The organism is Azoarcus sp. KH32C, from assembly GCF_000349945.1.
In the GTDB taxonomy this organism is placed as follows: Bacteria; Pseudomonadota; Gammaproteobacteria; order Burkholderiales; family Rhodocyclaceae; genus Aromatoleum.
The window spans coordinates 2,393,540-2,419,140 of record NC_020516.1 but is presented as its reverse complement, the minus strand read 5'-3'; the positions used below and the strand labels follow the sequence as shown (position 1 = coordinate 2,419,140).

The window sequence follows — 25,601 nt, the reverse complement described above, 5'->3', positions numbered from 1 at the left end:
TTGGTCGCTTGTCGGCTCAGTGCACACGCTCGGCGGCAATCAGCGCGCATCCGAGGGCGCTGACGTATTCCGGCAGTTCGGGCAACAACACCTCATCGACGTCCATCGCGTTCTTCAGCGACGCGACGAACCCCGGGTTGTGGCCCATGCCACCGATCAGCACCACGTTGCCCTCGATGCCGACGCGCCGCACCATCGCGCACACCCGGCTCGCCACCGCATCCAGCACCGCCTTCGCGATGTCTTCCTTCGGCGTCGCGGAGTGGATCAGCGACACCACCTCGGACTCCGCGAACACCGTGCATTGCGCGTTCATCGGGATGCTCTTGTCCGACTTCAGGCTCGCCTCGCCGAACTCCTTTAGCGAGAGCTGGAGCGCACGGCTCATCGCCTCGGCGAAGGAACCCGCGCCCGCGGCGCACTTCTCGTTACCGGCGAAGTCGATTGCCTTGCCGTCGGCGTCGGTCTTGATGCCTCGGCCTTCCTCGGCACCGACGTCCACCACCGTGCGGGCTTGCGGATACATGAACACCGCGCCTTTCGCACCGGCCGTCATCTCGGTCACGCCTTCGGTCGCGAAACCAACCTGCGTGCGTCCGGCGCCGGTCGCGAACACGGCCTTGACCTGATCGCGCGTCACGCCTGCTGCCGACAGCGCCTCATTGAAGGCCTTGTCTGCTGCCTGATCGGCGTCCAGGTCGCCCGGCATCATCAGATGCGCCTTCTTCACCGAGTACTGCTTGCCCGGCACGCCTTCCACAGCCACCTCTTCCAGCAGCACCACTTTCACGCTGCGGGAGCCCATATCGATTCCAGCGGTAAACATTTTTTCGTCTCCTCCTGATCAAGCTGCCTGGCGGCGCAGACCCAACTGCTCCATGAACGCGTCGACCCGTGCCTGCGTACGCACCTCGTCGAACTCGCGCTCGTCGCCCATGTTTCCTTCGAAGGTCATCACCGGCACGCCGGCCTTGGCGATGCCCAGCCGGTTTTCCATGATGCCGAGCGAGAGCCCTTCGCAGCCGCGGTTCAGGTGCAGCATCACGCCATCGACACCCCATTCCTTGATGATGCGCAGCATCATTTCGGTCTTCAGACGCGGGTCGTAGAAGTGCTGCCACTGCGGCTTCGAGAGGTTCCAGTCGGCATAGAGACGCATCGCCGTGTCGCGGTCGTTGATCTCGATCCCCTTCTCCCACGGCAGCGTGCGCCCGCCCCAGGAACCGTCCGGCTTGTCTTCCCAGATGCCTTCGAGCGCGAAGGTGTAGAGCGAACCGATGGACACTGCACCGTAGGTCTCGAGGTAGCGGAAGATCTTCAGGAAGGACCAGGGCGGCTGCGTGTCCGACATCATGCGCACCGTCTCGTTGGGCACCGCCGCGATGCCACGTGCGACGCGATCCTTCACTTCCTCGTACAGCTCGTCCATGAAGTCCGCGCACCACTGCGACGACTTCGACAGCGTGCAGAGCACGTACAGCGAGTACATCGTCTTCTCGTCGAGCGGCGCGGGCTTCGCCTTGTTCAGCGCGCAGATGTCCGCCCAGCGCGAGGTCGAACGCATCTCGTTCTTCACCGCCTTGATGAAGAGCTCGTCGTCGAACTTACGGCCGGTGCTCTTCTCGAGGAACTCGACACCATCGTGAAGCTGGTTCGTCACGTAGTCGAGGCGCGAATCGGTCATGTCCTTGTACGGACCGACGCCGACGTCGAGGTAGAACTGCGGCACCTGCTCTTCCTTCGCGACGTGCTGGTACCACTTCGAGTGCGAGCAGCAGATCTGCGTCTGGAAGATGAAGTCGGGCTTCGGAAACTCGCCGCCGAACAGATACTTGTTCAGGTGCATGCCGCCCCAGTAGATGCGCATGTAGGAGCACAGGTCACGGGCGAAACCGTAGGCCTCGGCGGCGTCCATGCATTCCTTCGCAAACTTGCGGTCATGCGACACAGCAGCGGCATACGGCTCGCCGGTCAGCGAATACACGTCGTCACCCAGGCCGGCGGGCAGCGCGTCGAGCGCCCAGGCCGAGCCGGACCAGCGCAGGCCGCCCTTCTCCTTCGCACGGGCGTAGTTCATGTAGTACTGCTCGCGAAGCTCCTTCGCCTTCTTCCAGAGCTTGAGCTGCTCGGTCGGATACAGATTTGCCATGGCGTTTATCCCTCTTTCCCGTCAGTTCAGAACAGCTCTTCTTCGGTCAGCGTCTCGAGGAATGCCTCGATACGGATCCGGAAGGGGCCGATCGGATTGGTGATGTCGAATTCCAGGAACAGCGTCGGAATCCCGTTGCTTTCGAGATGACGCTTGAGATCCGGATAATCGCCCTCGTGCGGGTCGCAGAATTTCTGCTGCAGGAAGATCGCGCCCTGGACGCCGTAGTCCTTCGCCAGGCCGAGCACGTGGTCGAAGCGGGTATGGTTCGGGTAGTCCTTGGTCGGACAGGCCGGACGGTCGCAGTAACGCTCGGCGATCGCCTTGATGACGTCGGCTTCGGGCTTCGACGCGTTCCAGAAGTAGCGGGTGCCGGAGCACTGGTCGTCGACCACGATCGTCGCGCCGACCGACTCGACCATCGCCATGAATGCGACGTCATCGTTCTCCGAACCGATCGTCATGAAGCGGATGCCTTCCGGGCGGTTCAGGTTGCGGGTCTTGACCGCTGCCAGCACCTTCTTCAGCTGCTCGTTGTGCTCGCGCTTGTCGACGAACTGGGCAGTGATGGACGCATACAGCGCCTCGACGCCGGTAACCTGCGGGTTGCTCTGCTTGCGCAGATCGAACAGCTCGCGCAGCAGGCGGCGGTTTTCGTCGACGATCTCCAGCGCCTCGCGCAACCGTGCGTCGCTCAGCTCGCGGCCCGTCAGCGTCTGCAAGAACACGCGGAAGGACTGCACTTCCTCGTAGTGAGCCTTGCGTGCATGAGGCGACTGCACGTCGTTGGGCATCGGCACGTAGTAGTCCCACTTCACCGTCGGCACATGCATGCGCCACGAGTTGAAGGTCTGCCGATACTGGATGCACGACTGAGTCAGCGTCACGCCGTCGGCGTAGTCGAAGCGGCCCAGCAGGCCCTGCGCCAGAGAGTCGCGGCAGAACGGACAGAACATGCCGAAGATGTGCGGCTCGGTCACGTTTTGCGGTTCATGCGCCCCCAGCACCCGCACAGGCAGCATGCCGGCAGCGATCAGCAGCTCCTCCGGCGTGTAGGTACACATCGTGGCCACCACCTGACCACCGGTCCGCGCCTTCCAGTCCCGTGCATAATCGTGGCGCTTCTCGTACCAGGTCTTGAACTGGTCGAACAAACCATCGCTCATCGAACTATCTCCTCTGATGTATCGGCAGAAGCAATCCTTGCATCCGCGATTTACTGCATTATTTTTCCGTTAATGCATGATTTCGCATACTACGCAGTGGAGTGCAGTCGATGTTGATATATGTCAAATATCCTGCATATCAAACTGCAATTTGATGCACTTTCAAAGGATGAGAGCTAGTTTTTTGGCGAGCGAGTACCGCGCAAGTGCAATTTGTTGCACTGCGCAATGAAAAGCTCCATCAGGACGGGAAAAAGAAAACCCCGCAGGAGCGGGGTTCTGGGGTAGCGACCGCTGCCGGAGCAGTCGCCGTAAAGTGTGGAATATCCGGCCGAGCGGCTCGGCGATCAGCGCGTGACCGCTTCGAGCACCTCGGCGAAGCTCTCGTCGAGAGATTTGCCGGACGTATCGACAATCGCGTCGGCCTTGCTGTACATCGCCGACCGGCCTGCGAGGATGCGCTTCAGATCCTCCATCGCCTCCTGATTGCCCTTCATCGGCCGGTAGTCGCCCTGCGCCATCACCCGCGCCATGTGCTCCTCGGGCGACGCACGCAGCCAGATCGTAAAGCACGAGGACAACAGCAGATCGAAGGTCGCCGGTTCGGACACGATGCTTCCGCCCGCCACCAGCACGAAGGCTTCATGCTGCTCGGCCACCGCCTCCAGCGCCCGGCGCTCGTATCGGCGATACGCCGACTGCCCGTACAGCGAAAAGATCTCCGACAGCTCCGCCCCCGCCTCCTGCTCGATCACCTTCGCGAGTTCCAGAAAGGGCACGCCCCGCTGCTCCGCGAGCATCGTGCCGAGCGTCGTCTTGCCCGCTCCGCGCAAACCGATGAAGGCCACCCGTTGCCGCCGTGCATCGCGCGCGGACGATTCGAGTTCTCCCTGCAGAACGCGCCGCGCCCATTCATGTGTCTTGGGGGGAAAACGGCTCAAGTATTGGACGAGCAGCGTCAGCTCCGGCGACTGCTCCGGCTCTTCGCGAACGATGTCCACCAAGGGGAAGCCGAGGCCCTCCGCGATCTGCCGCAGCAGGATGATGGAAATGTTCCCGTGCCCGGTCTCGAGTTGGGCCAGGTAGCGCTCGGACACGCCCGATTGCTGCGCCAGCATCTTGCGCGTCATCCCGCGTCGCGCACGCAGTTCACGGATCCGCTCGCCCAGCATCAAGAGGTAATTGTTTTCCTCGAGCGACAGATCCGGCCGTTTCAGCCGGGCAGTATTCTCGTCATGCGACATCTCGCCCCCTCATCCCAACGGCGCTTGTTCGATGCACTATAGTGCCAAACCTAGAGTAGAAGGCAAGATTTTAGCCCCTTCCGCAACTGCTGAAACATTGTCACGCCCTCACAGGCGGAAATTTCGCGCTCCGATATAGCCACATGGCATAATCTGAGCTTTTCAGCGCTCCATGTCACCTTCGTTCCAACGCTCCGTCACGCTGACGTTCGCCCTGCTGGCCCTCGGCACCGTCCAAGCAGCCGATATCTACCGCTGCGAAAGCGAGGCCGCTCCGACATATCAGGCGACCCAATGCCCACAGTCGGGCAGGAAACTGGCACTGCCGGTGACCGAGCCTGCGGAAACTGACCGCAAACTCTCCGACCTTACGCGCCAACGCGAACGCGACTTCGTTCGGCAGACCGACGCAGAACGCGATAGGCAGGCGCGGATGGCGGAAAGCGAGCGCGCCGAACGCACGCTTGCCGAGCAACGCCAAGCGGCACGTTGCAGCCGCTACGTGCGCCAGGCCGACAAGCTCGAAGACGAAAGCGGCGCGTTTCGCCGCGCGACGCGACGCAAACGCGTCAAGGACGTCCGGGCAAGGGAACTCCGCGACCAGTACTTCACGGAGTGCCTCGGAAACCGGTGATCGGCTGCGCGACCTCCGCGCAGCCCGAACACTAGCGCGAGGTCTTCTCCTCGGCGATACGCCAGTTGCTCCCCTCGGGAACCAGCACCAGGATCTTGTGATCGAGCGACTTGAAACTGTCGCTGCGGTAATCCTGCTTGAACTGAGCAACCGCATGTGCGCCGTCGAACTTCACCTGCAGATCGGAGATCGTAACCTCGATCGAGTGTGCCGCTCCCAGCCGGGCACGACGCTGCCCCCGCCATGCATCCAGGCTCGACCCGTCGGCCGGACGGAAGCCGGCCGCGTAGTGACCGATATACGCATCCGCGTCACGCGCCGACCAGGCGGCCAACCACGAATCGAGCGCAGAGCGCACCGCGTCTTCCTTAGGTGCAGCACCCTGCGTCGGCGCTCCCGGATCTCCCTGAGCCGGCAGCGTCGGCGCCGCCCCGGTGGCTACGGCCACCACCGGCTTATCCTCCACCACGACAACGCGGACGGGATCGACCGCCGCCGCTGCGACAGTCCCACGGACAGTCCCACGAATAGGAATCGGACCGGTCGCCTCCGCCTCGTCGAGCAGCACTGCCAGCGGAATCCGGCTCAACCGCAAGGGATCGATATCGTGGCGTGCAAAGTGAAGAAGTTCGGCCAGTGGCGTGCGCCCGGCTGCGTTACGCACTCGCGCATCGACGCCGACGTTTATCAGCATGCGCGCGATTGCGCTCTCGTCCGCCGACCGCGGCCGCGTACCCAGCAGGTGCAGCGGCGTATTGCCTTGCGAATCGACAACATCTGCGCGTGCGCCGGCCGCCAGCAGGAGCCCAACGATCTCGCCATTCCCCCGCTGTGCCGCATGATGCAAGGCCGTGCGCCCCTTGAACAGCGGCCGGGAGTCGGTCGCCGATACGTCGGCGCCTTCGGCGAGACGGGCACGGACGCGAAACACGTCGCCGCACGCCGCCGCTTCGATCAAGGACCGGGGCAACTCCGTCGACTGCGGGCAGGTCACCCGCGGAGTCGGATGAAAATCCGGCTGATACTTTTCCTCGAAGGCCGGTAAACCGACGGCGGACGAGGCCGTACCGCACACGCCCGCCAGGATCAGCCCGGCGAGCCCCCTGGCAGCGCGGGTCCCGACGCGCCGCGAGAAAAGAAAGGCTTGCATTTCGTTACCAATGACGTGAGGAGGGGATTTTATCAGCTTCCCCCACCGCCATTGCATCCCGAGATCTACGGAGGATCTCAGGACTTTTCCCCCCGGCTCGCCCGACGGCTTCGTGTTTCAGCTTCCGTAAAAAATGACGCGGAAATTTCAACTCCTGCCTTGCAACGACAGCCTGAATATCTATATTGCATTCTAGCTGCAGCGCAATCGCCGCCTGTAGCGACACGCCCGCTCGATCTGCCGTAGCGGGCGCACCGAGGGCATGTGGAGCATTGCTCGCCCGAAAAAAGGACATGGAGCCCGATGTCATGCGGAATCCCTTTCTGATCGCCCAGTTCGCCCTGGCATCGCTCCTGATGAACCTCCCGCCCGCCGTTCCAGTCGTGGATGCGGCCGGGGAGAGTCCGGCAGATAGCGCATCCTTGCCGGGAACAATGACTTGGACATGCTGGACAGCCCAAAGCCGCATCCTGTGTGAACTCGACGCCGCGGCGGCGGCGGATTCCATCCCGGCTGCCGCCGACGAGCCGTCGGACGTGCAGCCTCCGGCCCAGGCCATCGGGCGTGTCCGAAGTTACCAACTCCCTCGGATCGCGAAGCAGCTTCGAGATCATCCCGAGCAGCTTGCGGGGCATCAGATTTCGATCCCGGCTTTCGGCGAGCCCAGCAATCAACTCGCTGCCGAGGAATTGGCGACCTCGGTCATCTGTTCGGCTCGCCCGGACTGTCAAGTCAGATTCCTCCGGTCTCTGGCCGAGACCGTCCTGTACCAGGACGCGCGCGGAGACCCCGATCTCCGCTGACGATCCGCTCAGAGATACCGCCCGACGCGCCGGAGCACCCGCTCGCGGCCCATCACTTCCAGCACCGCGTCGATGGCCGGGGTCTGGGCGACTCCGAGCACCGCGACCCGCAGCGGAATCGCCACCTGGGGCATCTTGAGCGCATGCTCGGCCATCGTGTCCTTGATCGCCTGGTTCAGCGAGGCCTTATCCCAATTGGCCGAAGCAAGGCGAGTCTCGAGGCTCGCCAGCGCCGCGCGTGCGCCTTCGGTCAGGTGCTGCGCAATCAGTTCGGGTGCAGGATGGACCTCGACGCAGAAGAGTTCGGCCGCATCGGCCAACTCGTTCAGATTCGACACGCGTTCCTTGTAGAGACCCACAACCGCTTCGAGCGCCGGACCGGCCTCCGGATCGACACCGCGCAGTGCGAGGCGGTGCGCCACGTCGGCCGCCAGGCGGCCGTTATCGGCCTGCTTGATGTAGTGGGAGTTCAGCCAGTTCAGCTTTTCGGTATTGAATTGAGCTGCGGACGGCGTGATGTGGTCCAGGTCGAACCACTCGACGAATTGCTCGCGCGAGAAGATCTCGTCGTCCCCGTGGCTCCAGCCGAGGCGAGCCAGGTAGTTGATCACCGCCTCCGGCAGATAGCCGTCGTCGGCATACTGCATCACGCTCACGGCGCCGTGGCGCTTCGACAGCTTGGTGCCGTCGTCGCCCAGGATCATCGACAGGTGCGCATACACCGGCACCTCGCCCCCGAGCGCCTTCAGGATATTGATCTGGCGCGGCGTATTGTTAACATGGTCGTCGCCACGGATCACGTGGGTGATCCGCATGTCCATGTCGTCGACGACGACGCAGAAGTTGTAGGTCGGCGTGCCGTCCGGGCGCGCGATGATCAAGTCATCCAATTCACTGTTGGCGAACTCCACCCTCCCCTTCACCAGGTCGTCCCATGCGACGACGCCGTCCTGCAGATTACGGAAACGCACCACCGGCTTCACGCCATCGGGAGGCGTCGGAAGCGTCTTGCCCGGCTCGGGGCGCCAACGGCCGTCATAGCGCGGCTTCTCGCCCCGCGCGCGCTGCTCCTCGCGGAGCTGCTCCAATTCCTCAGGCGACGTATAGCAGTAATAGGCGGTTCCTGCCGCCAGCATCTCCTGCACGACATCCTTGTACCGCTCCATCCGCCGCATCTGGTAGAACGGGCCTTCGTCGGCTTCCAGCCCAAGCCAGTTCATGCCGTCGATGATCGCCTGCACCGCCTCGGGCGTCGAACGCGCAACATCGGTATCCTCGATGCGCAGGACGAAGGTACCGCCGTGGCGCCGCGCAAAGGCCCACGAGAAAAGGGCGGTGCGCGCGCCGCCAATGTGCAGGAAACCGGTGGGACTCGGTGCGAATCGGGTACGAACAGTGGAAGCCATCGAGATATCGACTCAGAAGCGTTTTCGAAGACGCGGATTCTACGCCATCGGAGCGATGGCCCCCACCGGTGAGGCGAGGCAATCGGCAGATCCGCGATGAAAAGCAAAAAGCCCTGAAACCGAAGCTTCAGGGCTCTTACTCTGGTGGGCGGTACTGGGATCGAACCAGTGACCCCTGCCGTGTGAAGGCAGTGCTCTACCGCTGAGCTAACCGCCCGGAATTCCGTGCGTCTTCGCCGATGACTGGTGGGCGGTACTGGGATCGAACCAGTGACCCCTGCCGTGTGAAGGCAGTGCTCTACCGCTGAGCTAACCGCCCAGTTTGGCGAAGAGGCGCGATTGTAGAGGGAGGCCGATTCAATCGTCAAGTCCCGACCGCCTCGATAACATGCGCGGCCCATCCAATCCGTCAGAAGGTTCCTTTCCGACCGCCAATCGACGATCTAATCTTTGAATCAGGTCTTGACCAGGCCATCGCGCCGGGCTGCCGGCGCCATCCCGGGCAGCGTGCGACCCGCATGAACATCGGCTCCATTACATCGGCGGCAACCCCCTCCTTGACTCAGGCCTCAATCGGGAGTCAACGCACGGGTGCGTCCGCGACGGCCTCGCCCGCCTCCGCTAGCCAACTGAGGGCCGAGGATCAGCGCGTGTTGGCGCAATTGCAGCAATCCGACCGCGAGGTTCGCGCCCACGAGATGAGCCACCTCGCAGCCGGAGCGGGTCTCGTCCGCGGCGGTCCGAGCTACACCTACCAGCGTGGACCAGACGGACAGTTGTATGCGGTGGGCGGCGAGGTCTCCATCGACACCTCCCCGGGTCGCACGCCGGAAGAGACGATCCGGCGTGCCCAGCAGGTACGGGCGGCGGCACTCGCTCCCGCAGACCCTTCCGCACAGGACCGGCAAGTCGCGGCTGCGGCGAGCCACATGGAAATCGAGGCACGCATCGAGGCCGCACAGAGCACGGAATCGACGGACACGGGGCCCGGGGCACAGGCGGGCCGGCGCGAACTCAGCCTGCAGCGAACGCTCGAACCGCAGCAGGTCGGCGGACTGATTGATACGTACGCGTAGCGGACGAGAACCGCCCTCAGGCCGGTTCGGGCAGCGGATCCGGGTCGTGACTGAAGTAGCGCCACGAGCCCCGGGACTCGGACTTCGCGCGGTACATCGCGAGATCGGCCCGGTGCAGCAAGGTCTCCATGTCGTCACCATGCTCGGGGAACAGGCTGACGCCAATACTCGCGGATAAGGGTAACGACGGGTCACCCATCGCCCTCGCCTTCTTGAATTCTCCCGACAGACGAAGCAGCAAGGCCTCGACCGTCCGCTCATCGGCATGCTCGACCAGCACGGCAAACTCATCGCCGGCGATGCGCGCGGCGGTATCGCTCTCGCGAACCGTTTCCAGAAGGATGTCGGCCATTCGTTTGAGCATCCTGTCCCCGGCCTCATGCCCGTAGGTATCGTTGACCACTTTAAATCGGTCTAGGTCAATGAAGAGTAGCGCAATCCGCGTGCGGTGCCGCCGTGCGTTTGCCAGCGCATGCTGGAACCGGTCGAGGAACAGCGTGCGGTTCGCGATGCCGGTGAGGGTATCGTGATGGGCCAGATAACGGTAGTGACCGTGGCTGGCCCGCAGTTCTTCCTCGACGAGTAGCCGCTGGTCGATTTCCTCTCTAAGCCGACGCGTATGGTCGCGCTCCGCGACCAGCGCCGAACGATAGGAGCGGAAGACAGTGACTGAGAAGATAGAGAGGAGTCCGACCAGCAGCGACGCAACACCGAAGTTGATCTTCCCGACACGCCGGTCGAACTCGACACGCCGCTCGGTGATGTCGTAATAGACCTCGAAAGCACCGGTGAAGCGTTCCCCCACCATCACCGGCACGTAGGTTTCGACGACATCGCGCGCTTCGCGATCGCCGTCCACGGTCAACTCTTCGTGATCGACGATATGCGAAAAGGTCGAGCCCTTGGCGACGACCTCCCGAAAGTGCTCACCCGTGTTCTTCGTGCCCAAGCCTCGCCCGTTGCTCGAGTACACGAGCACACCGTCGCGATCGAATATCTTGAACGTGAGCACGCCGAGCGCCTGCCGTACCCTTTCGATTGAATTGCTGCGTCGCTCGTCCAGCGGCACCCACTGGGCACCTTCGCCCAGCACCAGATGCTGCAGCACCTTGGCGGCTCGCAGCGCGTCGAGTTCGGACTCCTCGACGAGCATGCGTACCAGGGACGGATACGCGTAGATGTAGAAATGTGCGCCGAGCGTCAGGATGATCACGAGGGCCAGAACGACCACCGAGCGCAGCTCAGCAACCCGGCGCCCGGCTCCCCCCAGGCCTGCACGCAGTCGTGCAGCGACATATTCGATACGACTCATCCCGCGAATTCCGCGCCGACCGGACGGACCGGCGTCCCTCCGAACGAAGACGAGGAAATCGCGGCAGAGGCAGTCGATCGAACAGGCAAGACCATTCGCACCAACCCTCTCCTTTAATCCATCGACATTTTGTCGAAAGTTGAATATGGAAGGTCCAATAATTTTTCAGTTTATCATTTCTCAGAACATTTAAAAGTCATAATTCAACTTCGCGTTCGATACCCCGCCTGCAACACCTCTCCCACGGCGCACGACAAACGTGTAAGAATCGCCGGCCGACGTCCCTCGATGGACGTCGCGTCATAACAAAGGAGACATTCGATGGGCGTGGTTTTCACCAAGACCCCGATGGGGTTGGCGGAGATGACAAACCGCAGCGGGGAACTCTCGCCGCGAATGCGGCGCGTCCTGATCCTGATCGATGGCCGACGCACGGTCGACGAGTTGCGCGACCTCGTCTCGGCCGACGACCTGACCCACACGCTGGGCACGCTCGAGGAACTTGCGCTGATCGAGGTGAAGGGGATCCGGCGCGAAAATGGCGCCGATCAGACGGTCCCCGACGGCCCCATGCCGTCCATCACGGCATTCCGCGAACTTCCGCAGACTCCCGATCCGCGCGATCTGGACAAGGCCCGCAACTTCATGATCAATACACTGAAGTCGTTCTGCAGCCTTTACGGTCCCATCTCGCTGATGAGCCAGATCAATTCGGCGGCAACCCACGAAGAGCTGCGCGCCCATTTTCCAAGCTGGTACCGCATGATCGTCGACAGCCGCTCGGGAAGACGGCGCGCCGAAGAACTGAGGAACGACCTGCTCCAGGTCCTGTGACCTGACTGATCGAAGCCGCGTCAGGCAACCCAGTCCGAAGGCAGGGCGGCAATCTGCGGCTTGGGAAGCCCGACCAATCCGATCCACACCGGAAGTTCCGCCAGCGCGTCGTTCGCGAGTGAACGCGTCTCTTCCGGCGAAAGGTCGAGTATGGCCGCACGCAGATACACCGTCGCCACGCTTTCGACGTCCGCACTGCCGCTCAGGCACACCTCCGCCAACCGGCTTGCAAGCTGCAGCGCGCAGGCAAGGCGGTAGGAGCGCGAGTCGGGCTCGAAGCCGCCTCCTTCCGGGTCCCGCTGCCAATAGACGACGTCGGCCAAGGCCGTCGGGATACCCCAGTCCACGAGCAGCACGGCAGAAAGCTCGTGCCGGTCGAAGCCGAAAGTCTGCTGCTCGACCTCCTCCGCAGGTCCGTCGAACTGCGCCGCACGGTCGAGTGCCAAGTCATAATTTGCGGGAGACGCGGTGGCGAACGCCAGCATGCCGATATCACTGAGCAGGCCGAGCGTAAACGCTTCCGATGCGGGGAGGTCACCTCGATGGCGCGCCAGTGCCTCCATGACAGAGGCGTTGAGCAGCGACGAAGTCCAGAACGCATTGTAGTTGAATCGCCCGGAAGCGACTTTCGGCCGGTTCGCCACAAGCGACAGCGCAACGGCATGGGCGCGGACGATATTCATGCCCAGCCGGACCACGGACTGATGGAGATCGAGCGGACGCTCGGTTCGTCCGAACCGGGCCGCCGACGCGGCACGCAGGACAAAGCCCGATAGCGCCGGGTCGGAGCGAATAACCCGCACCACCGCGTCGATGCTGACATTGGGGTCGCGCGCCAGCTCGATGAGCTGCAGCGCGGCTCCCCGGGGACTTGGTAGTTCGTCCGCCGCCAGCAGGAAATCACGGATGTTGCCGACGACCTGCCCACGATCGCGCGGGCTTGCAGTGTTGCTCATGCTTCGTTCCTTGAAGTCCGGTTCAACCCCGCAGCTCGTCGAGCACATCATCGACGACACGGTCCAGCAGCGGTTCCTGATCGGCTGTGCGCGCCTCGCCGTTAGCGAAGCGCCGCTTCAGTTCGTCGCGCGTCAATGCCAGCGCCCGTACGCCCTGGCGATTGGCGAAGAGGTACATCGTTCGGGCCGGGCTGATCCACGTCAGGCGCATGCGTCGGATGTCGCCCGATTCGTCCTTCAGCTCGACCCAACTGCCACGGCTCAGAAGATCCAGTTCGAGCAACTCGGGCGTCGGCTCCTCGTCGGGCGGACGGAAGGTCGACGCGCGTCCGGCCGGCCTCGGCGCCGCCGCCGGTGCGCCTGTCGTTGCCGCTGGCGCCGCCGGAGCAGCTTTCATCGCCGCGGCGTGACATTGCACAAGCTCTGCAAAGAAGGCTTTTTGGGCGGCCTCGTCCATCGAGACGCGCCGCATGCCGGCCTTCACGTTCTGCAGAATGCCGGGCAGGCGCTTAACCAGCAATTGACGCGACTCCGCGCCCTGCATCGGCAAGACACTCCAGACGAGCTCGTCGACTGTCGCCATCGCTTCGCGCCAACGCTCGCCTTCCTTCGCGGGCTCGCTGCCTCCTGCGGTTTCGAGCGAGGCCGCGGCAAGTACCTTAATCCACGTACCTTCGATGAAGCTGCGAACGACCTGCGGAATCGCTTCGTTCGCAAGCAATCCGGCAACGCTGTCACGGGCAACCTGCCGGGCGAGTTCCTGACGTTCGCGCTCCTTGAGGCGGTCGGTCAGCGTCGCGGCCCGCGCGTCGGCATTGCGCTCCTGGTCGACGAGATAGGTTTCGAACTGCTGCAGGCAACTCGCGAAGACTTCGGCATCCTCGGAAAACTCGTTCTGGATGCGCACCACGATCGCTTCTGCGGTGCGGTACAGCGTACTGTCGGCTTCGAGGGGGCCATCCCAGGTCACCCCGGCCTGTGCCAGCGCGTTGATCAGGCGCCGCGCCGGATGGCCACGGTTGGCAAAGAAGCCATGATCCATCATCGCGAGCTTCAGCACCGGGATCTGCAGCCGCCCGATCAGCCCCTTCATCGCGTCGGGGATGCGCGAATCGTCGAAGATGTAGTCGAACAGCGTCGCGACGACGTCGATGATAATACCGTCGAGCGTTCCGACGTGTTTGCCGAGCCCCGCCTCGACGAGGCGCGTGATCACATTGCCGGACGCGGCGGCCTCGGGTTCGATCGAGAACTCCTGTCCGCCCAGCCCGACGTCGGACTGGCCTCGCTGCAGGCCGCTGAGCAATTGCATGAGGTCGGCCGCTCCGGTGCGGCGCTTCCAGTCCGGCAACTCGGCGGCCGCTCGGGCCGAAAACAGCTGCTTGACGATGTCGGCGGCATCGTCCTCCTGGCCGGGGGCGCCGTTGCGGCGCGCGGCGATCCGCTGGACAGCCTTTCCGCGCTTGGCGCGGGCACGTACGTTCGGCATCACTTTACGGGAAACGAGCAGGGCATTGACATCGTGGTAAACGGTAGATATGTCGCTGGTGAGCCTTGAGACGAGCATTTCGAGCACTGCGGCGCGCAGTTCCCCTGCTGCGTCCTGGGACCAGCAGATGCTCTTGAGCGTCTCACAAATCGCCATGGGCCCGATCGGGTTGTTCGTGTTGTCGATGTCGTTCTCGCCCAACATGAATGCAACGCGGGTCTGCAGGTCATGGCTTTCGGCCTCGCAATTGCGCTCCAGGCGCGCAGAGAGGTTTCGGACCATCAGCGATTCGTCGATGACCGATTCTTCGACAAGGCTGAGTTCGGGGAAAAAACCGTTGTTTTTCTGATAGAAATCGCCCGCCGGACTGGCTGCGCCGGCGCGCTCCTGGAATTGCTTGTCGAAGCCGGTACTGAAGGCCCGATCGAGGTCAGCTCCGACGCGGCGGATGAGAACCTGCAATTCGATCAGGCGTTGCGACTCGTCGCCCGAGGTGGCGTCGCCACGTCGTCCCTGCAGTTCGGCATCAACTTCACCGACCGCGCGCGCCAAGGCCTCGCGTACGCGCTGGCTGACAAAATCGCGGCATTCGAGCAGCACCCCCTTGTGCGGGCGGAACGGCTCGGACGGGTCCGGATTTCGCGATGTCTGTTCGATTGTCACGTAGTGCCCCGCATCGGTTGCGAGCTGCTTCGTAGTTTTACCCGTAGCGGCATTCCCGTCGATTCCTGCGTCTATGCAGTGTGACACAAAGCACCATTTCGGGTGTCGCCACAGTCAAATTCCGTCAAGGCCAGCCGACGACCGGCATTCCGCCGGGCACGAAAGGTCATGGATCGGATCGACGACGTTATGATGTACGAGCCACGATCATTATGAGAACCGGTTCTTCCGCCATGGCCCGCATCCGCATCGATCTTCCTGAGCATTTTCTGTCTTCCACCGAGTTGCCAATCCATTCGAGCCATATCAACGAGGCCGGACATCTCGACAATCTCCAGATGCTGACGCTCGTCTCCGAAGCCCGTCAGCGCTTCTTCAAGGCGCTCGGTTACACTCAGACCGATGTCGAAGGCGTTGGCACGGTCGTGGCGGACGCCGCGATCCAATACCTCTCCGAAGCCTTCGAAGGCGAAATCCTGGTCTTCGACATGACAGCTTCCGACTTCAACAAATACGGCTGCGACCTCGTCTACCGCGTGCGCGAGAAATCGAGCGAACGTGAGGTGGCACGGGGCAAGTTCGGCATCGTGTTTTTCGATTACGGCCAGCGAAAGATCACGGCCGCTCCACCTGCGTTTATCGGTAAGCTGGCGGCAGGCTGAAGTCCTTTTCCGTAACCTGTTATTGCAGGCGCTCAGACGGGATCGAGACGCAGGATGCGTCCATGGGTCTCGTCCAGCAAGTAGAGTTTCCCGTCCGGTCCCTGTCTGACGTCGCGAATCCTGCTGTTCAACTCTCCCAGCAAGCGCTCTTCATGAACGACCCGGTTGCCCTCCAGTTCCAGGCGCACGAGCGTCTGCGCCTTCAGGGCTCCGACGAAGAGGTTCCCCTTCCATTTCGGGAAGGCATTCCCGGTATAGAAGGTCATGCCGGACGGGGCGATCGACGGCACCCAGTAGTGTACGGGCGGCTCGACGTCGGCCCGCTCGGTGCCTTCGCCGATGCGCGCACCGGTGACGTATTCGCGGCCGTAGGTGATGACCGGCCAGCCGTAGTTGCGCCCGGCTTTGTCGATATTCACTTCGTCCCCACCTTGCGGCCCATGCTCGTGGGTCCACAGCTCTCCAGTCTGCGGATGCAGCGCCGCGCCCTGGACGTTGCGATGGCCGTAGGACCAGACTTCAGGCGCAGCGCCGGAGCGTTTGACGAAGGGATTATCGGTCGGAACGCTGCCGTCGGGCCGAATGCGGACGACCTTTCCGAGGTGGCTGCCGAGGTCCTGGGCACGGTCGCGCAGGAAGAAGCGCTCGCCCAGCGTGACGAACAAGTTTCCGTCGCGCGCGAAGACCAGGCGTGAGCCCCAGTGATGCTGTCCGGGCGGATCCTCGTTCTGGGTGAAGATCACGCGCACGTCGCGTAGCGCGAGCCCGTCGAGATCGAGCGTCGCCCTGGCGACCGCCGTGCGGGCACCGCGTTTGGTCGGCTGCGAGAAGGAAAAGTAGACCAGGCGGTCGGAGGCGAAGGTCGGGCTGAGGACCACATCCAGCAGCCCGCCCTGCCCCGCCGCTTGCATGGGCGGTACGTCGCGCAGCGGTGCGGAGAGTGCGCCGTCCGCTGCGACGATCCGCAGCCTGCCGGGACGCTCGCTGACCAGCATCCGCCCATCGGGCAGGAACGCAAGGGACCAAGGGATATCGAGGCCGGATGCCACCGGCGTCACGCGCACGCTGGCCAGTTCGGTGCGGATCGTCTCCTGAGCGGCCGCCCAGCCATTCCATGTCCCCGACAGGCAAAGCACGACCGCGCGTGCAAGCACTCCGCGACGTCCCAAGTTCGTGATGCGAGCATCCATTGTCCGTCTCCCGGAGGTGACAACCGAACCGCTTTGACTACCCCATGCCCGATATGTGCCTGAATCAGCCCCCGGCCTGCATCTGCTCCGTCGGCGGGATGCCATACGGCTCGCCTGGCGTTGCGCCGATCGAGGTGTCGGCGAGCGCCAAACAACGGTTTTCCGAAAGCAACAGCTCCAGTTGCTCGACCGGCAACGGCTTGCTGAAGTAATACCCTTGGCCGTACTGGCAACCGAGCTCGGTCAGCATGCGCGCCTGTTCAGCCGTTTCGATTCCTTCCGCGACCACGCGCATCGAAAGCGTACGGGCCAATCCGACGATGGCTTCGGCGATCGCCGCATCTTCACGGTCGTCCGGCAGGTCCTTCACGAAGCTTCGGTCGATCTTGAGCTTGTCGAGCGGGAAACGCTTCAGGTAGGACAGCGACGAGTAGCCAGTGCCGAAATCATCGATCGCGAGCGAAAACCCGCGCGTGGAGAGGTCTTCAAGCATCCCCACCGCTTCGCTCGAGTGTTCCATGATGATGCTTTCGGTGACCTCCAGTTCGCTCATTTCGCGCGCCAGGCCGCTGGCATGGGCGATCCTTTCCGCGACGCGCGGGAAGGCCGGATCGCGGAATTGGCGACCGGACACATTTACGGCGACGAATAGCGGTCCGAACCGCTGATTCCACGCTGCGACCTGGGAAAAGCCCGTGCGCATCGCCCATTCGCCGAGTTCCATGATCAGGCCCGAGTCTTCGGCGATCGGAATGAACTCGGTGGGCGGGACAAAGCCACGCGTCGGGTGGCGCCAGCGCATCAGGGCTTCGACACCGGCGACGTGCTGCGTCGCAAGCTCGACGATAGGTTGGTAGTGAAGCTCGATCTCCCCCCGCGCCAAAGCCTGCCGCAAATCGCTCTCCAGCGCGAAACGGCTTGTCGTCTGATAGGAGATTGCAGGCTCCCAGACGCGCACTGCGTTCTTGCCGGAACTCTTCGCGGCATACATCGCCGCGTCGGCCTTCTGCAGCAACGCTTCGAACGTCTCGCTATGCACAGGGGCCAGCGCAACGCCGATCGAACAGGTCACGAAGAAGTCCTGTCCGCCGACCGCCATCGGCTCGGTCACCGCTTGCAGCAGCTTGCTGGCGATCCTCGATGCGTGGGACTCATCGCCGACACGATCCAGCAACACGACGAATTCGTCGCCGCCGAAACGCACGACCATGTCGTGGGCGCGAACCGAGCCGGACAACCGCTCCGCGACCGCGATGAGCACCTGGTCGCCGAGGTCGTGGCCGAAGGTGTCGTTGATGTACTTGAAGTTGTCGAGATCGATGAAGAACAGGGCCGTCGTCGATTGCTGGAGCACGCCGGCCCGCTGGAGGTCGGCGGTACGCAGGCGGAAGAAGTGCCGGTTCGGCAAGCCTGTGACCTGGTCATGGTGCGCGAGGTGTTCGAGGCGCTTTTCGGCCTGTATGCGCTCCGACAACTCCTTGCCGAGCGCGAGGTTGCGCAGTTCAACCTGCTCGATCATGCGATTGAAGCTGTCGCTGAGGTCGCCCAGTTCGTCGTGACTCGGAACCGAGGCGCGTCGCGAGAGATCTCCGCCCAAAGACACGTCCTTCATCAGGCTCGTGAGCTGCGACAGCGGATCGGTGATCCCGCGCTGCAGGCGCAAAACGATCAGGCTGCCGACGAGCAGCGACACTATCGTGGCAAAGCCCACGGCGCCGACGTAGGTGGCGATTTGCGCAAGGACGTGGGCGGTGTCGGACGTCATGCGCAACGTGGCGACCCGCTCGGTGCCGACCAGCATCGGCACTTCGACCTCGATGTCGCGGGGGCCGAAACGGGGATGGGGCGCCCGTGCCGCATCCGATTCGTATTCGGCAAACACCTCGCCCTTGCCGCTGACGATTCGTGCGGCGACGACGTTCCTGTCGCGGCTGAGGCCGAACAGGACTTCCCGCGCGGTCCGCCGGTCGCCGAACTGCAGCGCCGGCAACGCATTCTCGGCGATGATGGCCGCCTTGACCTCGGTCTCGAGCTTCGCGCCGTCGTATTCGACGCGCCAGATCATGACGACCAGCAGCAAGGCTGCCACGATCCCCGCGATGAGCGCGGTCAGCACGTTGAGAATCGACAGCTTCTTCTGGATCGGGAGATTGTCGAACCATGTCCGCATCGGGGATATCTCCCTACTGGACGCTGCGCGCAAGGCGCAGCATCTTCGACGAAAAGGTCAGCCCGACGGCATGCGCCGCGGGCTGATTGACGCTGAAGCACAGTTGTCCGTTCTCTCTGGCGAGTTGCAGCATCGGCCTGTCGTCGGTCTCGAGGCCCACGTCGCCCACCGTCAGGACGGGGCGCCTGGCCACCGCGGCGAGCACCTGGGAACCGGCCACCCGGTTGCTGGCGACGATGAAAACGAGATTGCACTCGCCCGGCACGTCCCCCCCCTGAAAGCGCCGGATGCGGATCTGGCGGCCGGATATCTGCTTGCGCGCGATCGCGTCGAGGCTGTCGCCGAAGTCATCCTTGCCCGCAATGCAGAACTCGAACGTTGTCGGCAACACCGGCCAGTCCGTGTATACGGCGAAGTTGTAAAGATACGCCGCCTTCAGGGCCCCTTCGCCGCCATCGGCTGCCGCGCCCCCCACCTGCCCGAACACGGCCGCGAACATCATCGCGGCAAACCGCAGGGCATACCACGCAGAATGGGTGGTGGCCTGGACCGGTCGGGTGCGGATCGGCATCATCCGGGTTCTCAGAAGCTGTAGCTCACGCCAAGCTCGACGGTGCGCCGGATCCCGGGAACCGCGGGCACGGGCGCTTCGTCGGAGCCGGGGTATGCAAAACGGCGGTCGAACAGGTTTCGAATCCGCAGGTACCCGTCAAGGCCCGGAGCGAGCCGGGCCGGCGTCAGCGCGACGTCGACGAGGGTACGTCCCGGCAGGCGCTGCCCTTGGTCATGCCAGACGTAGCGTGTCGCCGGCTGAGCCTGCAGCTCGGCACTCAATACCCAGAAATCTCCCGGCAGCGGGAGACTTGCGCGCAGCTTGGCGAGCCACGCGGGACTGAACCCGGGCCGCTTACCGTCGTCGGTGCGCGCGTGATTGAATCCCACACTCCCTTGGAGCTGCGCGCCCGATGTCCAGCGCTCACGCCATGCGAGCTCGAGCCCCCGCGCGCTGATGCGGGACTGGTTCTGGAATTGCAAGGCTCCGCCTGACGTCTCGATCTGGGCGATCAGATTCGAGATCCGGTAGTCGAACAGCGAAATGCGGTAGTCGCGTAAGGGCCCCGGGCGCGCTTCCCATACGGTTTCAATGGTTTGCATGGTTTCCGGCTCGAGCGCCGTGTTGGCGAGGTAGCTGAAACCGTTGGCATAGTCGCGCTCGTAGGCATTGGGGACGCGATATGCCCGCCCGCCGAGCAGCTTCAGTGTGTTGGCCTCGTCGACAAGCCAGATCACCCCGAGCCGCGGGCTCGTCGCCGAATCCCCGATCGAGAATCGGTCGTGGCGCAATCCGGCATTGATCCGCCACCGCTCGGCAATCGCCCATTCGTCGAGCGCATAGATGCCGGTTCGATGGCGACGGCTATCCGCATCCAGGGAAGGATTGACGGCAACGCCGACGTCGAAGTTACGCTGCCGGGCCGTGGTATCGACCGCGGCCTCGAAGCCGGCGACAAGCTTGTGATCGGCCAGTCCGGAATACAGGAAGCGGGCGTCGCCACTCCACCAGGCGCCGGCGGTATCGTCGTGATTGATGTACCGGTTGCCGCTGTCGTCGTCATACGGATAATCGGCCCGGTAGACCATTTCCCCATACTCCAGCCGCGCATCGACGCCCAGATCTGCGGAAAGCTGACGCTGGTAGCGTGCGACGGTGCTGAAGTAGGTGTCCTCGATGCTAATGCCCGCGTCATCGAATAGCGTCCCGTACAGCCCCGACGAGGGCTTGATGCGTCGGGAACCGTATTTTGCCGTCAGCGACAATGCCTCGAGTTCGTAGCGGGCGAAGAGCTGCTGCCGGAATTGCCGGTCGAGATCGTGGGCAATGCCGTCAGGCGAAACCTCGCCGCCGTGCAGCAGCAGCGTGCCACCGGGGTCGGCATATTTTTCGTTGCGCCCATCCCTTTCGCCCTGCATCACCGAGATCAGCAACGAAGCGCCGGATTTGAACCGCTTCGCGGCCGTCACTCGTGCCTCGTGCAGATTGTCATCGAAAAGGCGCGTGGCGAGCTGCAGCGGCGGCAATTCCTCGGTGCGGCGGGTGATCACGTTGATGACGCCGAAGATTGCGTTGCTCCCGTAGATCGCCGAACCCGGCCCCGGAACGTACTCGATGCGATCGACCAAGCTCAGGTCGAGCAGGAACTCGCTGCCGAACATCGCCTGTTCGTAGACGTTGTCCGCGGTTCGTTGCCCGTCGATCATCAGCAAGAAGCGCGTGTTGTAGTCGCCCGGCACGAGAAAGCCGCGGGCGCCGACGAAGTCGTACGCCCGGTCGTTGACGGCGTAGATGCCGGTGAGGGCGGTGAGCGCCTCCGTGAGAGTTTTCCAGCCATAGCGCCGGATGTCCTCGCGGGTAATGACCTCCACCGCCGACGGCGCCTCGCGCGCCGACTGAACGAAGCGTGACGCTGAACTGACTTTCAGCGAAGTCAATTCTTCAAAGCTGATATCCGTCAGATCCGCCCCATGCGCCATTCCGGCGCTCCCCTGCGCCACACCGAGCGCAAGGGCAAAGACAAGCTGTCGCGACGCGGCCATTGCCCGATCCCTCATCTTCAATTCGGCTCCGGGTCTCCACGCCGAAAAGCCGCACTCCGTGCTCGCCGACCGATTTCGCCAGAGCCCGATCGTCCGAGCCATTGGGGGACACGGCTAAAGGGCTCTTCGGCCGCCTTGTTTTTGTGCATATGCCATTGTTACCACATTCCGAACGCATTTCGTGATTAGAGCTGCCCAACGTGACCCATTTTTTTGTATGGCGTGACAAACGTCAGTGTCATCTGGTCGATTTGCGCCGGCGGCACGAGTAAGCGGTACCGCTTCCCCCGCGATCTGATAGGTATTGACACTGATCAAGGCCGGACGGCGCCTTCATTGCGACCCTTGCATGCGATTCCGTCACGACTCACCGCCCACGGGCCGGCGACGATCCTTGCCCCGGAGAATCCTGCATGCACAACGAACGACAACCTCATTTCCTCGCCGATGTCCGAAGACTGCTCGTCCGCGACCCCCTCGCCGAATTTCTCGGCGCTGCCGACAAGGGTCTGTTCGAATATCGCTACGACGATGCCGTCCGGCTGGCCGGACATTCCTGCCCGACCGTCGCGTCGGCCTACATGCTGACTTGCCATGCGCTCGCGGCGCTATACCCCGACAGCATTCCTGAGCGGGGCGGCGTGCAGGTCCGCTTTCGCGACGCCATCGACAGCGGCGTGACGGGCGTGATCGCGAGCGTCGTCACGCTGCTGACCGGCGCCGCGCACGAGGGGGGATTCAAGGGAGTCGCAGCACGCTTCGTCCGCCGCAACCTGCTGGATTTTGCCGCCGAACAGCCGATGGCAGTCCGCTTCTCGCGCCTCGACAACGGCGCTGTCGTCGACGCGCAGGTCGACCTGGCGCCGATTCCAGCCGATCCGGCAATGCCGGAGCTGATGGCCTGCAGCCTGCACCCGGGCTGCGGTCCGGAAATCCGTGCGCGCTTCGCCGAGCTCTGGCAGGAACGGGTCAGGAAGGTGTTGATCGAATACGCGGACGACCCGAAGGTATATCGGATCCAACATCAGCCTGGCTAGCCCTGGAGCGATTTGGGCGAGGTGTCGGAGTGTGTTAGCCTCGTCGGGCGCTCCTCCGACGTCGTGCCGATGAAAACGCCAGTTCTCCCCGATCTCCTCGTAATCTGCCTGTGTGCCGAATGGTGCGGCACGTGCCGGGAATACCGTGCGGGCTTCGAAGCATTGTCCGCGCAGTGGCCGGAGGCGGGGTTCTACTGGATCGACGTCGAAGACGAAGCGGAGTGGATCACCGACCTCGACGTCGAGAATTTCCCGACCCTGCTGATCCAGCGCGGTGAATGCGTGTTGTTCTTCGGCACGATGCTTCCCCAGCATGCGATCCTGCAACGCACGCTCGAAACCCTGACCGCACTGACCGATGCCGAGGCGCAGGCCTACGTATCGGCCAATGAGGAGCGGGCCGTCTGGCAGAGCGAATGCAACATTCGCGACGCACTCACCGCCCACGTCGCGGCGGATCGGGTCTGACGAATCAAGCCGCAAAGCGCCGATGGCGACCCAGGTTCTCGATCGCAAACGCTGCGTCTCCTGCAATCGCTGGGGCGGCAAGCGCAAGCCGGGCTCCGCAGCCGGCGAGGTGGAATACGACGAGCACGATGACAAGGGCGAATGCATCGAAGGCCCGTGGCACGGTTCGTTGCGCAGTCCCCGCAATGCCTGCGGACAATGGGTCCTGTGGGTGGAACTGAAGACTCCCGAAGGCTGAGGCTTCCGTGTCGACATCACGACGCGTTCGACTTCTAAGGTCGTTCTTCGTAGCGATACTCATCGCCGTCTTCGTTGTTGCATTGCTGCCGACGACTTACGAACCCAAGATCGTCTCGTGGCAGGACAAGGTCGAGCACGTGCTGACCTTCTTCACGATCACCCTGCTCGGCGCTGCCGCTTGGCCGGGTAGATTTCGCACCCTGGCAGCCGGAATCCTCACCTACGGCGCAGCCATCGAAATCGCACAATCCTTCACCAGCTGGCGCTCCTGCGACGTGCGCGATTGGGTCGCTGATGCAGCCGGCGTTCTGGCGGCCGCGGTTGTAGCGCAGTTCTGGAACCGCTCCCGGCGCGCCTGATCTTTCTGTCCGTTTTCGCGGACCAAGCCTCCCTGTTTCCGATGCTGCACTGCAGCTTGTAATCGATTTGAAGGATATGTAATCTGCGGCTTCCACGTATACCGTATACGATCTTATAGAATACTTTCGATGGCCTCTGCACTCGACCAACTCGAAGTTCCGCGCGTGATGCGCCTGTCGGCATCGGATCAGATCGCCGAAGCGCTGCGTGATGCCATCGTCGAGGGGCAATTGGCCACCGGAGAAGTCCTCCGCCAGGACGAAATCGCTTCCCGCTTCCACGTCAGCAAGATTCCCGTGCGTGAAGCGCTCAAGCGGCTCGAGGCGGAAGGACTGGTCAGTTTTTCGAAGAACCGTGGTGCCGTCGTCGCCGGCTTGTCGCCGGCGGAAATTTCGGAATACATGGACATCCGCGCGCTGCTCGAAGCCCGTGCAGCCGGTCTCGCTGCCGCGCGCATCACTGACGAACGACTCGCCGAGGCTCGCCAAAAGCTTGCCGACTTCGTGGCCTCCTCTAACACGGGACGCTGGGGCGAGTTGAACTGGCAGTTCCATTCGACACTGTATGCAGACGCGGACCGCCCCATCCTGCTGGCGGAAATCCGTGCGCTCTACGATAAGGTCGAGCGTTACGTGCGCGCCCTGCTGGCGATGACGACGCAGACCGAGATGCCCAAGACGCAGCGCGAACATCAGGCGATCCTTGATGCCTTCGCGCGGCGCGATCCCGACGCTGCGGCGTCCCTGACCCGGGCCCACGTGCTCGACGCGGGGGCGACGCTCGTGCAGTACCTGAACGTCCATCGACACCACGGAGGAAACACATGAAAAAGACGCTCATCGCCACCGCATTCCTCGCGCTCGGCGCCCAGACCCAACTTGCGCACGCCGACCTGGCAGTGGCGATCGCCGGCCCGATGACGGGGGAATATGCCTCCGCCGGCGAGCAGATCCGCAAAGGTGCAGAGATGGCGATCGCCGACATCAACGCCAAGGGCGGCGTGCTCGGCCAGAAGCTGAAGCTGGAAGTCGGCGACGATGCCTGCGATCCGAAGCAGGCCGTGTCGGTTGCCAATGCCATGGTCAACAAGAAGATCGTCTTCATGCACGGCCACTGGTGCTCGAGCTCGACGATCCCCGCGTCGGAAGTCTATTCGGAAGCCGACATCCCGATGGCGACCGTGTCGACCAACCCGAAGGTCACCGAGCGCGGCCTGAAGAACGTCTTCCGCATCATGGGTCGTGACGACCAGCAGGGCATGGTCGCCGGCAGCTACATCGCCGAGAAGTTCAAAGGCAAGAAGGTCGCCGTGCTCGACGACAAGAGCGCCTACGGCAAGGGTCTCGCCGACGAGATGGCCAAGGCGATGGAAGCCAAGGGCGTGAAGCCCACGCTGCGCGAATCGATTACTGCGGGCGAGAAGGACTACTCGGGCATCGTCACGAAGCTCAAGCAAGCCGGCGTCGAAGTGCTGGCCTACGGCGGCTACCACACCGAAGTCGCACTGATCCTGCGCCAGGCGCAGCAGGCCGGCCTGAAGCTGACCGTGATGGGCGGCGACACGATGACCAACTCGGAGCTCGTCACCGCAGCCGGCGCCAACGCCGACAACGTGATGTTCACGTTCTCGCCCGATCCGCGCAAGAACCCGGACGCTGCGCCGGTCGTCAAGAAGTTCGAAGCTGCGAACGTCAAGCCTGAAGGCTACGTGATGTACGCCTACGCCGCATTCCAGCTGTTCGCGGAAGCGGCCACCCAGGCGAAGAGCACCAAGTTCGCCGACCTGGAGAAGACGATCCGCGGCAACACCTTCAAGACCGTGATCGGCGACCTCTCCTTCGACGCCAAGGGCGACCAGAAGAAGCCGGGCTTCGTCGTGTATCAGTGGAAGGGCGGCCAGTACGACTACGCCAAGTAAGCCTCTGTTCCGATTGGCCGGGTGACCCGCCCGGCTACCGCGCCGCCGGCCCACGAAGCCGGCGGCGCTCTCTCCGGAT

Annotated in this window: 24 protein-coding genes and 2 tRNA genes; 11 read left to right on the top strand and 15 right to left on the bottom strand. The window is 63.3% G+C overall.

The window, feature by feature from the left end; translation table 11 throughout:
* Positions 1-16: 16 nt before the first annotated feature.
* The 4 genes from AZKH_RS10545 to AZKH_RS10530 form a co-directional block, all read right to left on the bottom strand.
* Positions 17-826, bottom strand: a complete 810-nt coding sequence (locus tag AZKH_RS10545; RefSeq protein WP_015435755.1) for an acyl-CoA dehydratase activase — start codon at positions 824-826, stop codon at positions 17-19.
* A gap of 18 nt (positions 827-844) precedes the next feature.
* Positions 845-2,149 (bottom strand): benzoyl-CoA reductase, bzd-type, subunit O, encoded by a 1,305-nt coding sequence (gene bzdO, locus AZKH_RS10540; protein WP_015435754.1) that lies wholly within the window; start codon positions 2,147-2,149, stop codon positions 845-847.
* 26 nt (positions 2,150-2,175) lie between these two features.
* On the bottom strand, positions 2,176-3,315 hold the full coding sequence (gene bzdN, locus AZKH_RS10535) for a benzoyl-CoA reductase, bzd-type, subunit N (protein WP_015435753.1): 1,140 nt from the start codon (positions 3,313-3,315) through the stop codon (positions 2,176-2,178).
* A gap of 347 nt (positions 3,316-3,662) precedes the next feature.
* A complete protein-coding gene (locus AZKH_RS10530) occupies positions 3,663-4,559 on the bottom strand; it encodes a helix-turn-helix transcriptional regulator (RefSeq protein ID WP_015435752.1) in 897 nt (298 codons plus the stop codon).
* Between the two features lie 172 nt (positions 4,560-4,731).
* On the opposite strand from AZKH_RS10530, the gene AZKH_RS10525 reads away from it, so the two are divergent.
* Complete coding sequence (locus AZKH_RS10525) at positions 4,732-5,193, top strand: hypothetical protein (protein ID WP_015435751.1); 462 nt, start codon at positions 4,732-4,734, stop codon at positions 5,191-5,193.
* Positions 5,194-5,224: 31 nt separating this feature from the next.
* Here AZKH_RS10525 and AZKH_RS26320 read toward each other — a convergent pair whose 3' ends face one another.
* Complete coding sequence (locus AZKH_RS26320) at positions 5,225-6,343, bottom strand: ankyrin repeat domain-containing protein (RefSeq protein ID WP_015435750.1); 1,119 nt, start codon at positions 6,341-6,343, stop codon at positions 5,225-5,227.
* A 293-nt stretch (positions 6,344-6,636) separates the two neighbouring features.
* Here AZKH_RS26320 and AZKH_RS10515 point away from each other — a divergent pair, with 293 nt between their 5' ends.
* Entirely contained in the window at positions 6,637-7,146 is a 510-nt protein-coding gene (locus tag AZKH_RS10515; protein ID WP_015435749.1) for a hypothetical protein, read from the top strand.
* A gap of 8 nt (positions 7,147-7,154) precedes the next feature.
* Here AZKH_RS10515 and gltX read toward each other — a convergent pair whose 3' ends face one another.
* The 3 genes from gltX to AZKH_RS10500 form a co-directional block, all read right to left on the bottom strand.
* Entirely contained in the window at positions 7,155-8,552 is a 1,398-nt protein-coding gene (gene gltX / locus AZKH_RS10510; RefSeq protein ID WP_015435748.1) for a glutamate--tRNA ligase, read from the bottom strand.
* A 142-nt stretch (positions 8,553-8,694) separates the two neighbouring features.
* Positions 8,695-8,769 (bottom strand) — tRNA-Val (locus AZKH_RS10505).
* Positions 8,770-8,796: 27 nt separating this feature from the next.
* Positions 8,797-8,871, bottom strand: a tRNA-Val gene (locus AZKH_RS10500).
* Positions 8,872-9,070: 199 nt separating this feature from the next.
* Here AZKH_RS10500 and AZKH_RS10495 point away from each other — a divergent pair.
* A complete protein-coding gene (locus AZKH_RS10495) occupies positions 9,071-9,628 on the top strand; it encodes a putative metalloprotease CJM1_0395 family protein (RefSeq protein ID WP_015435747.1) in 558 nt (185 codons plus the stop codon).
* A gap of 16 nt (positions 9,629-9,644) precedes the next feature.
* Here the strand turns inward: AZKH_RS10495 and AZKH_RS26315 are convergent, their stop codons facing one another.
* Positions 9,645-10,940 carry a GGDEF domain-containing protein gene (locus AZKH_RS26315; RefSeq protein WP_015435746.1) on the bottom strand — a complete coding sequence of 432 codons (1,296 nt, stop codon included), beginning with the start codon at positions 10,938-10,940 and terminating at the stop codon, positions 9,645-9,647.
* Between the two features lie 321 nt (positions 10,941-11,261).
* On the opposite strand from AZKH_RS26315, the gene AZKH_RS10485 reads away from it, so the two are divergent.
* On the top strand, positions 11,262-11,774 hold the full coding sequence (locus AZKH_RS10485) for a hypothetical protein (protein WP_015435745.1): 513 nt from the start codon (positions 11,262-11,264) through the stop codon (positions 11,772-11,774).
* Between the two features lie 20 nt (positions 11,775-11,794).
* Here AZKH_RS10485 and AZKH_RS10480 read toward each other — a convergent pair whose 3' ends face one another.
* Entirely contained in the window at positions 11,795-12,730 is a 936-nt protein-coding gene (locus AZKH_RS10480) for an HDOD domain-containing protein (RefSeq protein ID WP_015435744.1), read from the bottom strand.
* Between the two features lie 22 nt (positions 12,731-12,752).
* Positions 12,753-14,882 carry a DUF1631 domain-containing protein gene (locus AZKH_RS10475; RefSeq protein ID WP_015435743.1) on the bottom strand — a complete coding sequence of 710 codons (2,130 nt, stop codon included), beginning with the start codon at positions 14,880-14,882 and terminating at the stop codon, positions 12,753-12,755.
* Between the two features lie 233 nt (positions 14,883-15,115).
* Here AZKH_RS10475 and AZKH_RS10470 point away from each other — a divergent pair, with 233 nt between their 5' ends.
* Positions 15,116-15,544 carry a thioesterase family protein gene (locus AZKH_RS10470; RefSeq protein ID WP_015435742.1) on the top strand — a complete coding sequence of 143 codons (429 nt, stop codon included), beginning with the start codon at positions 15,116-15,118 and terminating at the stop codon, positions 15,542-15,544.
* A gap of 32 nt (positions 15,545-15,576) precedes the next feature.
* Here the strand turns inward: AZKH_RS10470 and AZKH_RS10465 are convergent, their stop codons facing one another.
* The 4 genes from AZKH_RS10465 to AZKH_RS10450 all read right to left on the bottom strand — a co-directional run bounded on the left by AZKH_RS10465 (position 15,577) and on the right by AZKH_RS10450 (position 21,499).
* Positions 15,577-16,734 (bottom strand): PQQ-dependent sugar dehydrogenase, encoded by a 1,158-nt coding sequence (locus AZKH_RS10465; RefSeq protein WP_015435741.1) that lies wholly within the window; start codon positions 16,732-16,734, stop codon positions 15,577-15,579.
* Positions 16,735-16,798: 64 nt separating this feature from the next.
* A complete protein-coding gene (locus AZKH_RS26310; protein ID WP_015435740.1) occupies positions 16,799-18,904 on the bottom strand; it encodes a bifunctional diguanylate cyclase/phosphodiesterase in 2,106 nt (701 codons plus the stop codon).
* Between the two features lie 13 nt (positions 18,905-18,917).
* The gene (locus AZKH_RS10455; protein WP_015435739.1) at positions 18,918-19,478 is read right to left on the bottom strand and encodes a YfiR family protein; all 561 of its coding nucleotides are present in this window, start codon (positions 19,476-19,478) and stop codon (positions 18,918-18,920) included.
* Between the two features lie 8 nt (positions 19,479-19,486).
* Positions 19,487-21,499 carry a TonB-dependent siderophore receptor gene (locus AZKH_RS10450; RefSeq protein WP_015435738.1) on the bottom strand — a complete coding sequence of 671 codons (2,013 nt, stop codon included), beginning with the start codon at positions 21,497-21,499 and terminating at the stop codon, positions 19,487-19,489.
* 413 nt (positions 21,500-21,912) lie between these two features.
* Between AZKH_RS10450 and AZKH_RS10445 the strand changes: the two genes are divergently transcribed.
* From AZKH_RS10445 to AZKH_RS10420, 6 genes are all read left to right on the top strand, one after another.
* Positions 21,913-22,536 carry a hypothetical protein gene (locus AZKH_RS10445; RefSeq protein ID WP_015435737.1) on the top strand — a complete coding sequence of 208 codons (624 nt, stop codon included), beginning with the start codon at positions 21,913-21,915 and terminating at the stop codon, positions 22,534-22,536.
* 69 nt (positions 22,537-22,605) lie between these two features.
* The gene (locus tag AZKH_RS10440; protein ID WP_015435736.1) at positions 22,606-23,004 is read left to right on the top strand and encodes a thioredoxin family protein; all 399 of its coding nucleotides are present in this window, start codon (positions 22,606-22,608) and stop codon (positions 23,002-23,004) included.
* Positions 23,005-23,026: 22 nt separating this feature from the next.
* Positions 23,027-23,242, top strand: a complete 216-nt coding sequence (locus AZKH_RS10435) for a hypothetical protein (protein WP_015435735.1) — start codon at positions 23,027-23,029, stop codon at positions 23,240-23,242.
* 7 nt (positions 23,243-23,249) lie between these two features.
* Complete coding sequence (locus AZKH_RS10430) at positions 23,250-23,603, top strand: VanZ family protein (RefSeq protein ID WP_015435734.1); 354 nt, start codon at positions 23,250-23,252, stop codon at positions 23,601-23,603.
* Between the two features lie 129 nt (positions 23,604-23,732).
* Positions 23,733-24,431, top strand: coding sequence for a GntR family transcriptional regulator (locus AZKH_RS10425; RefSeq protein WP_015435733.1), 699 nt, complete (start codon positions 23,733-23,735; stop codon positions 24,429-24,431).
* Positions 24,428-25,522, top strand: a complete 1,095-nt coding sequence (locus AZKH_RS10420; protein WP_015435732.1) for a branched-chain amino acid ABC transporter substrate-binding protein — start codon at positions 24,428-24,430, stop codon at positions 25,520-25,522. Before AZKH_RS10425 ends, AZKH_RS10420 begins: the two co-directional genes overlap by 4 nt.
* Positions 25,523-25,601 lie beyond the last annotated feature (79 nt).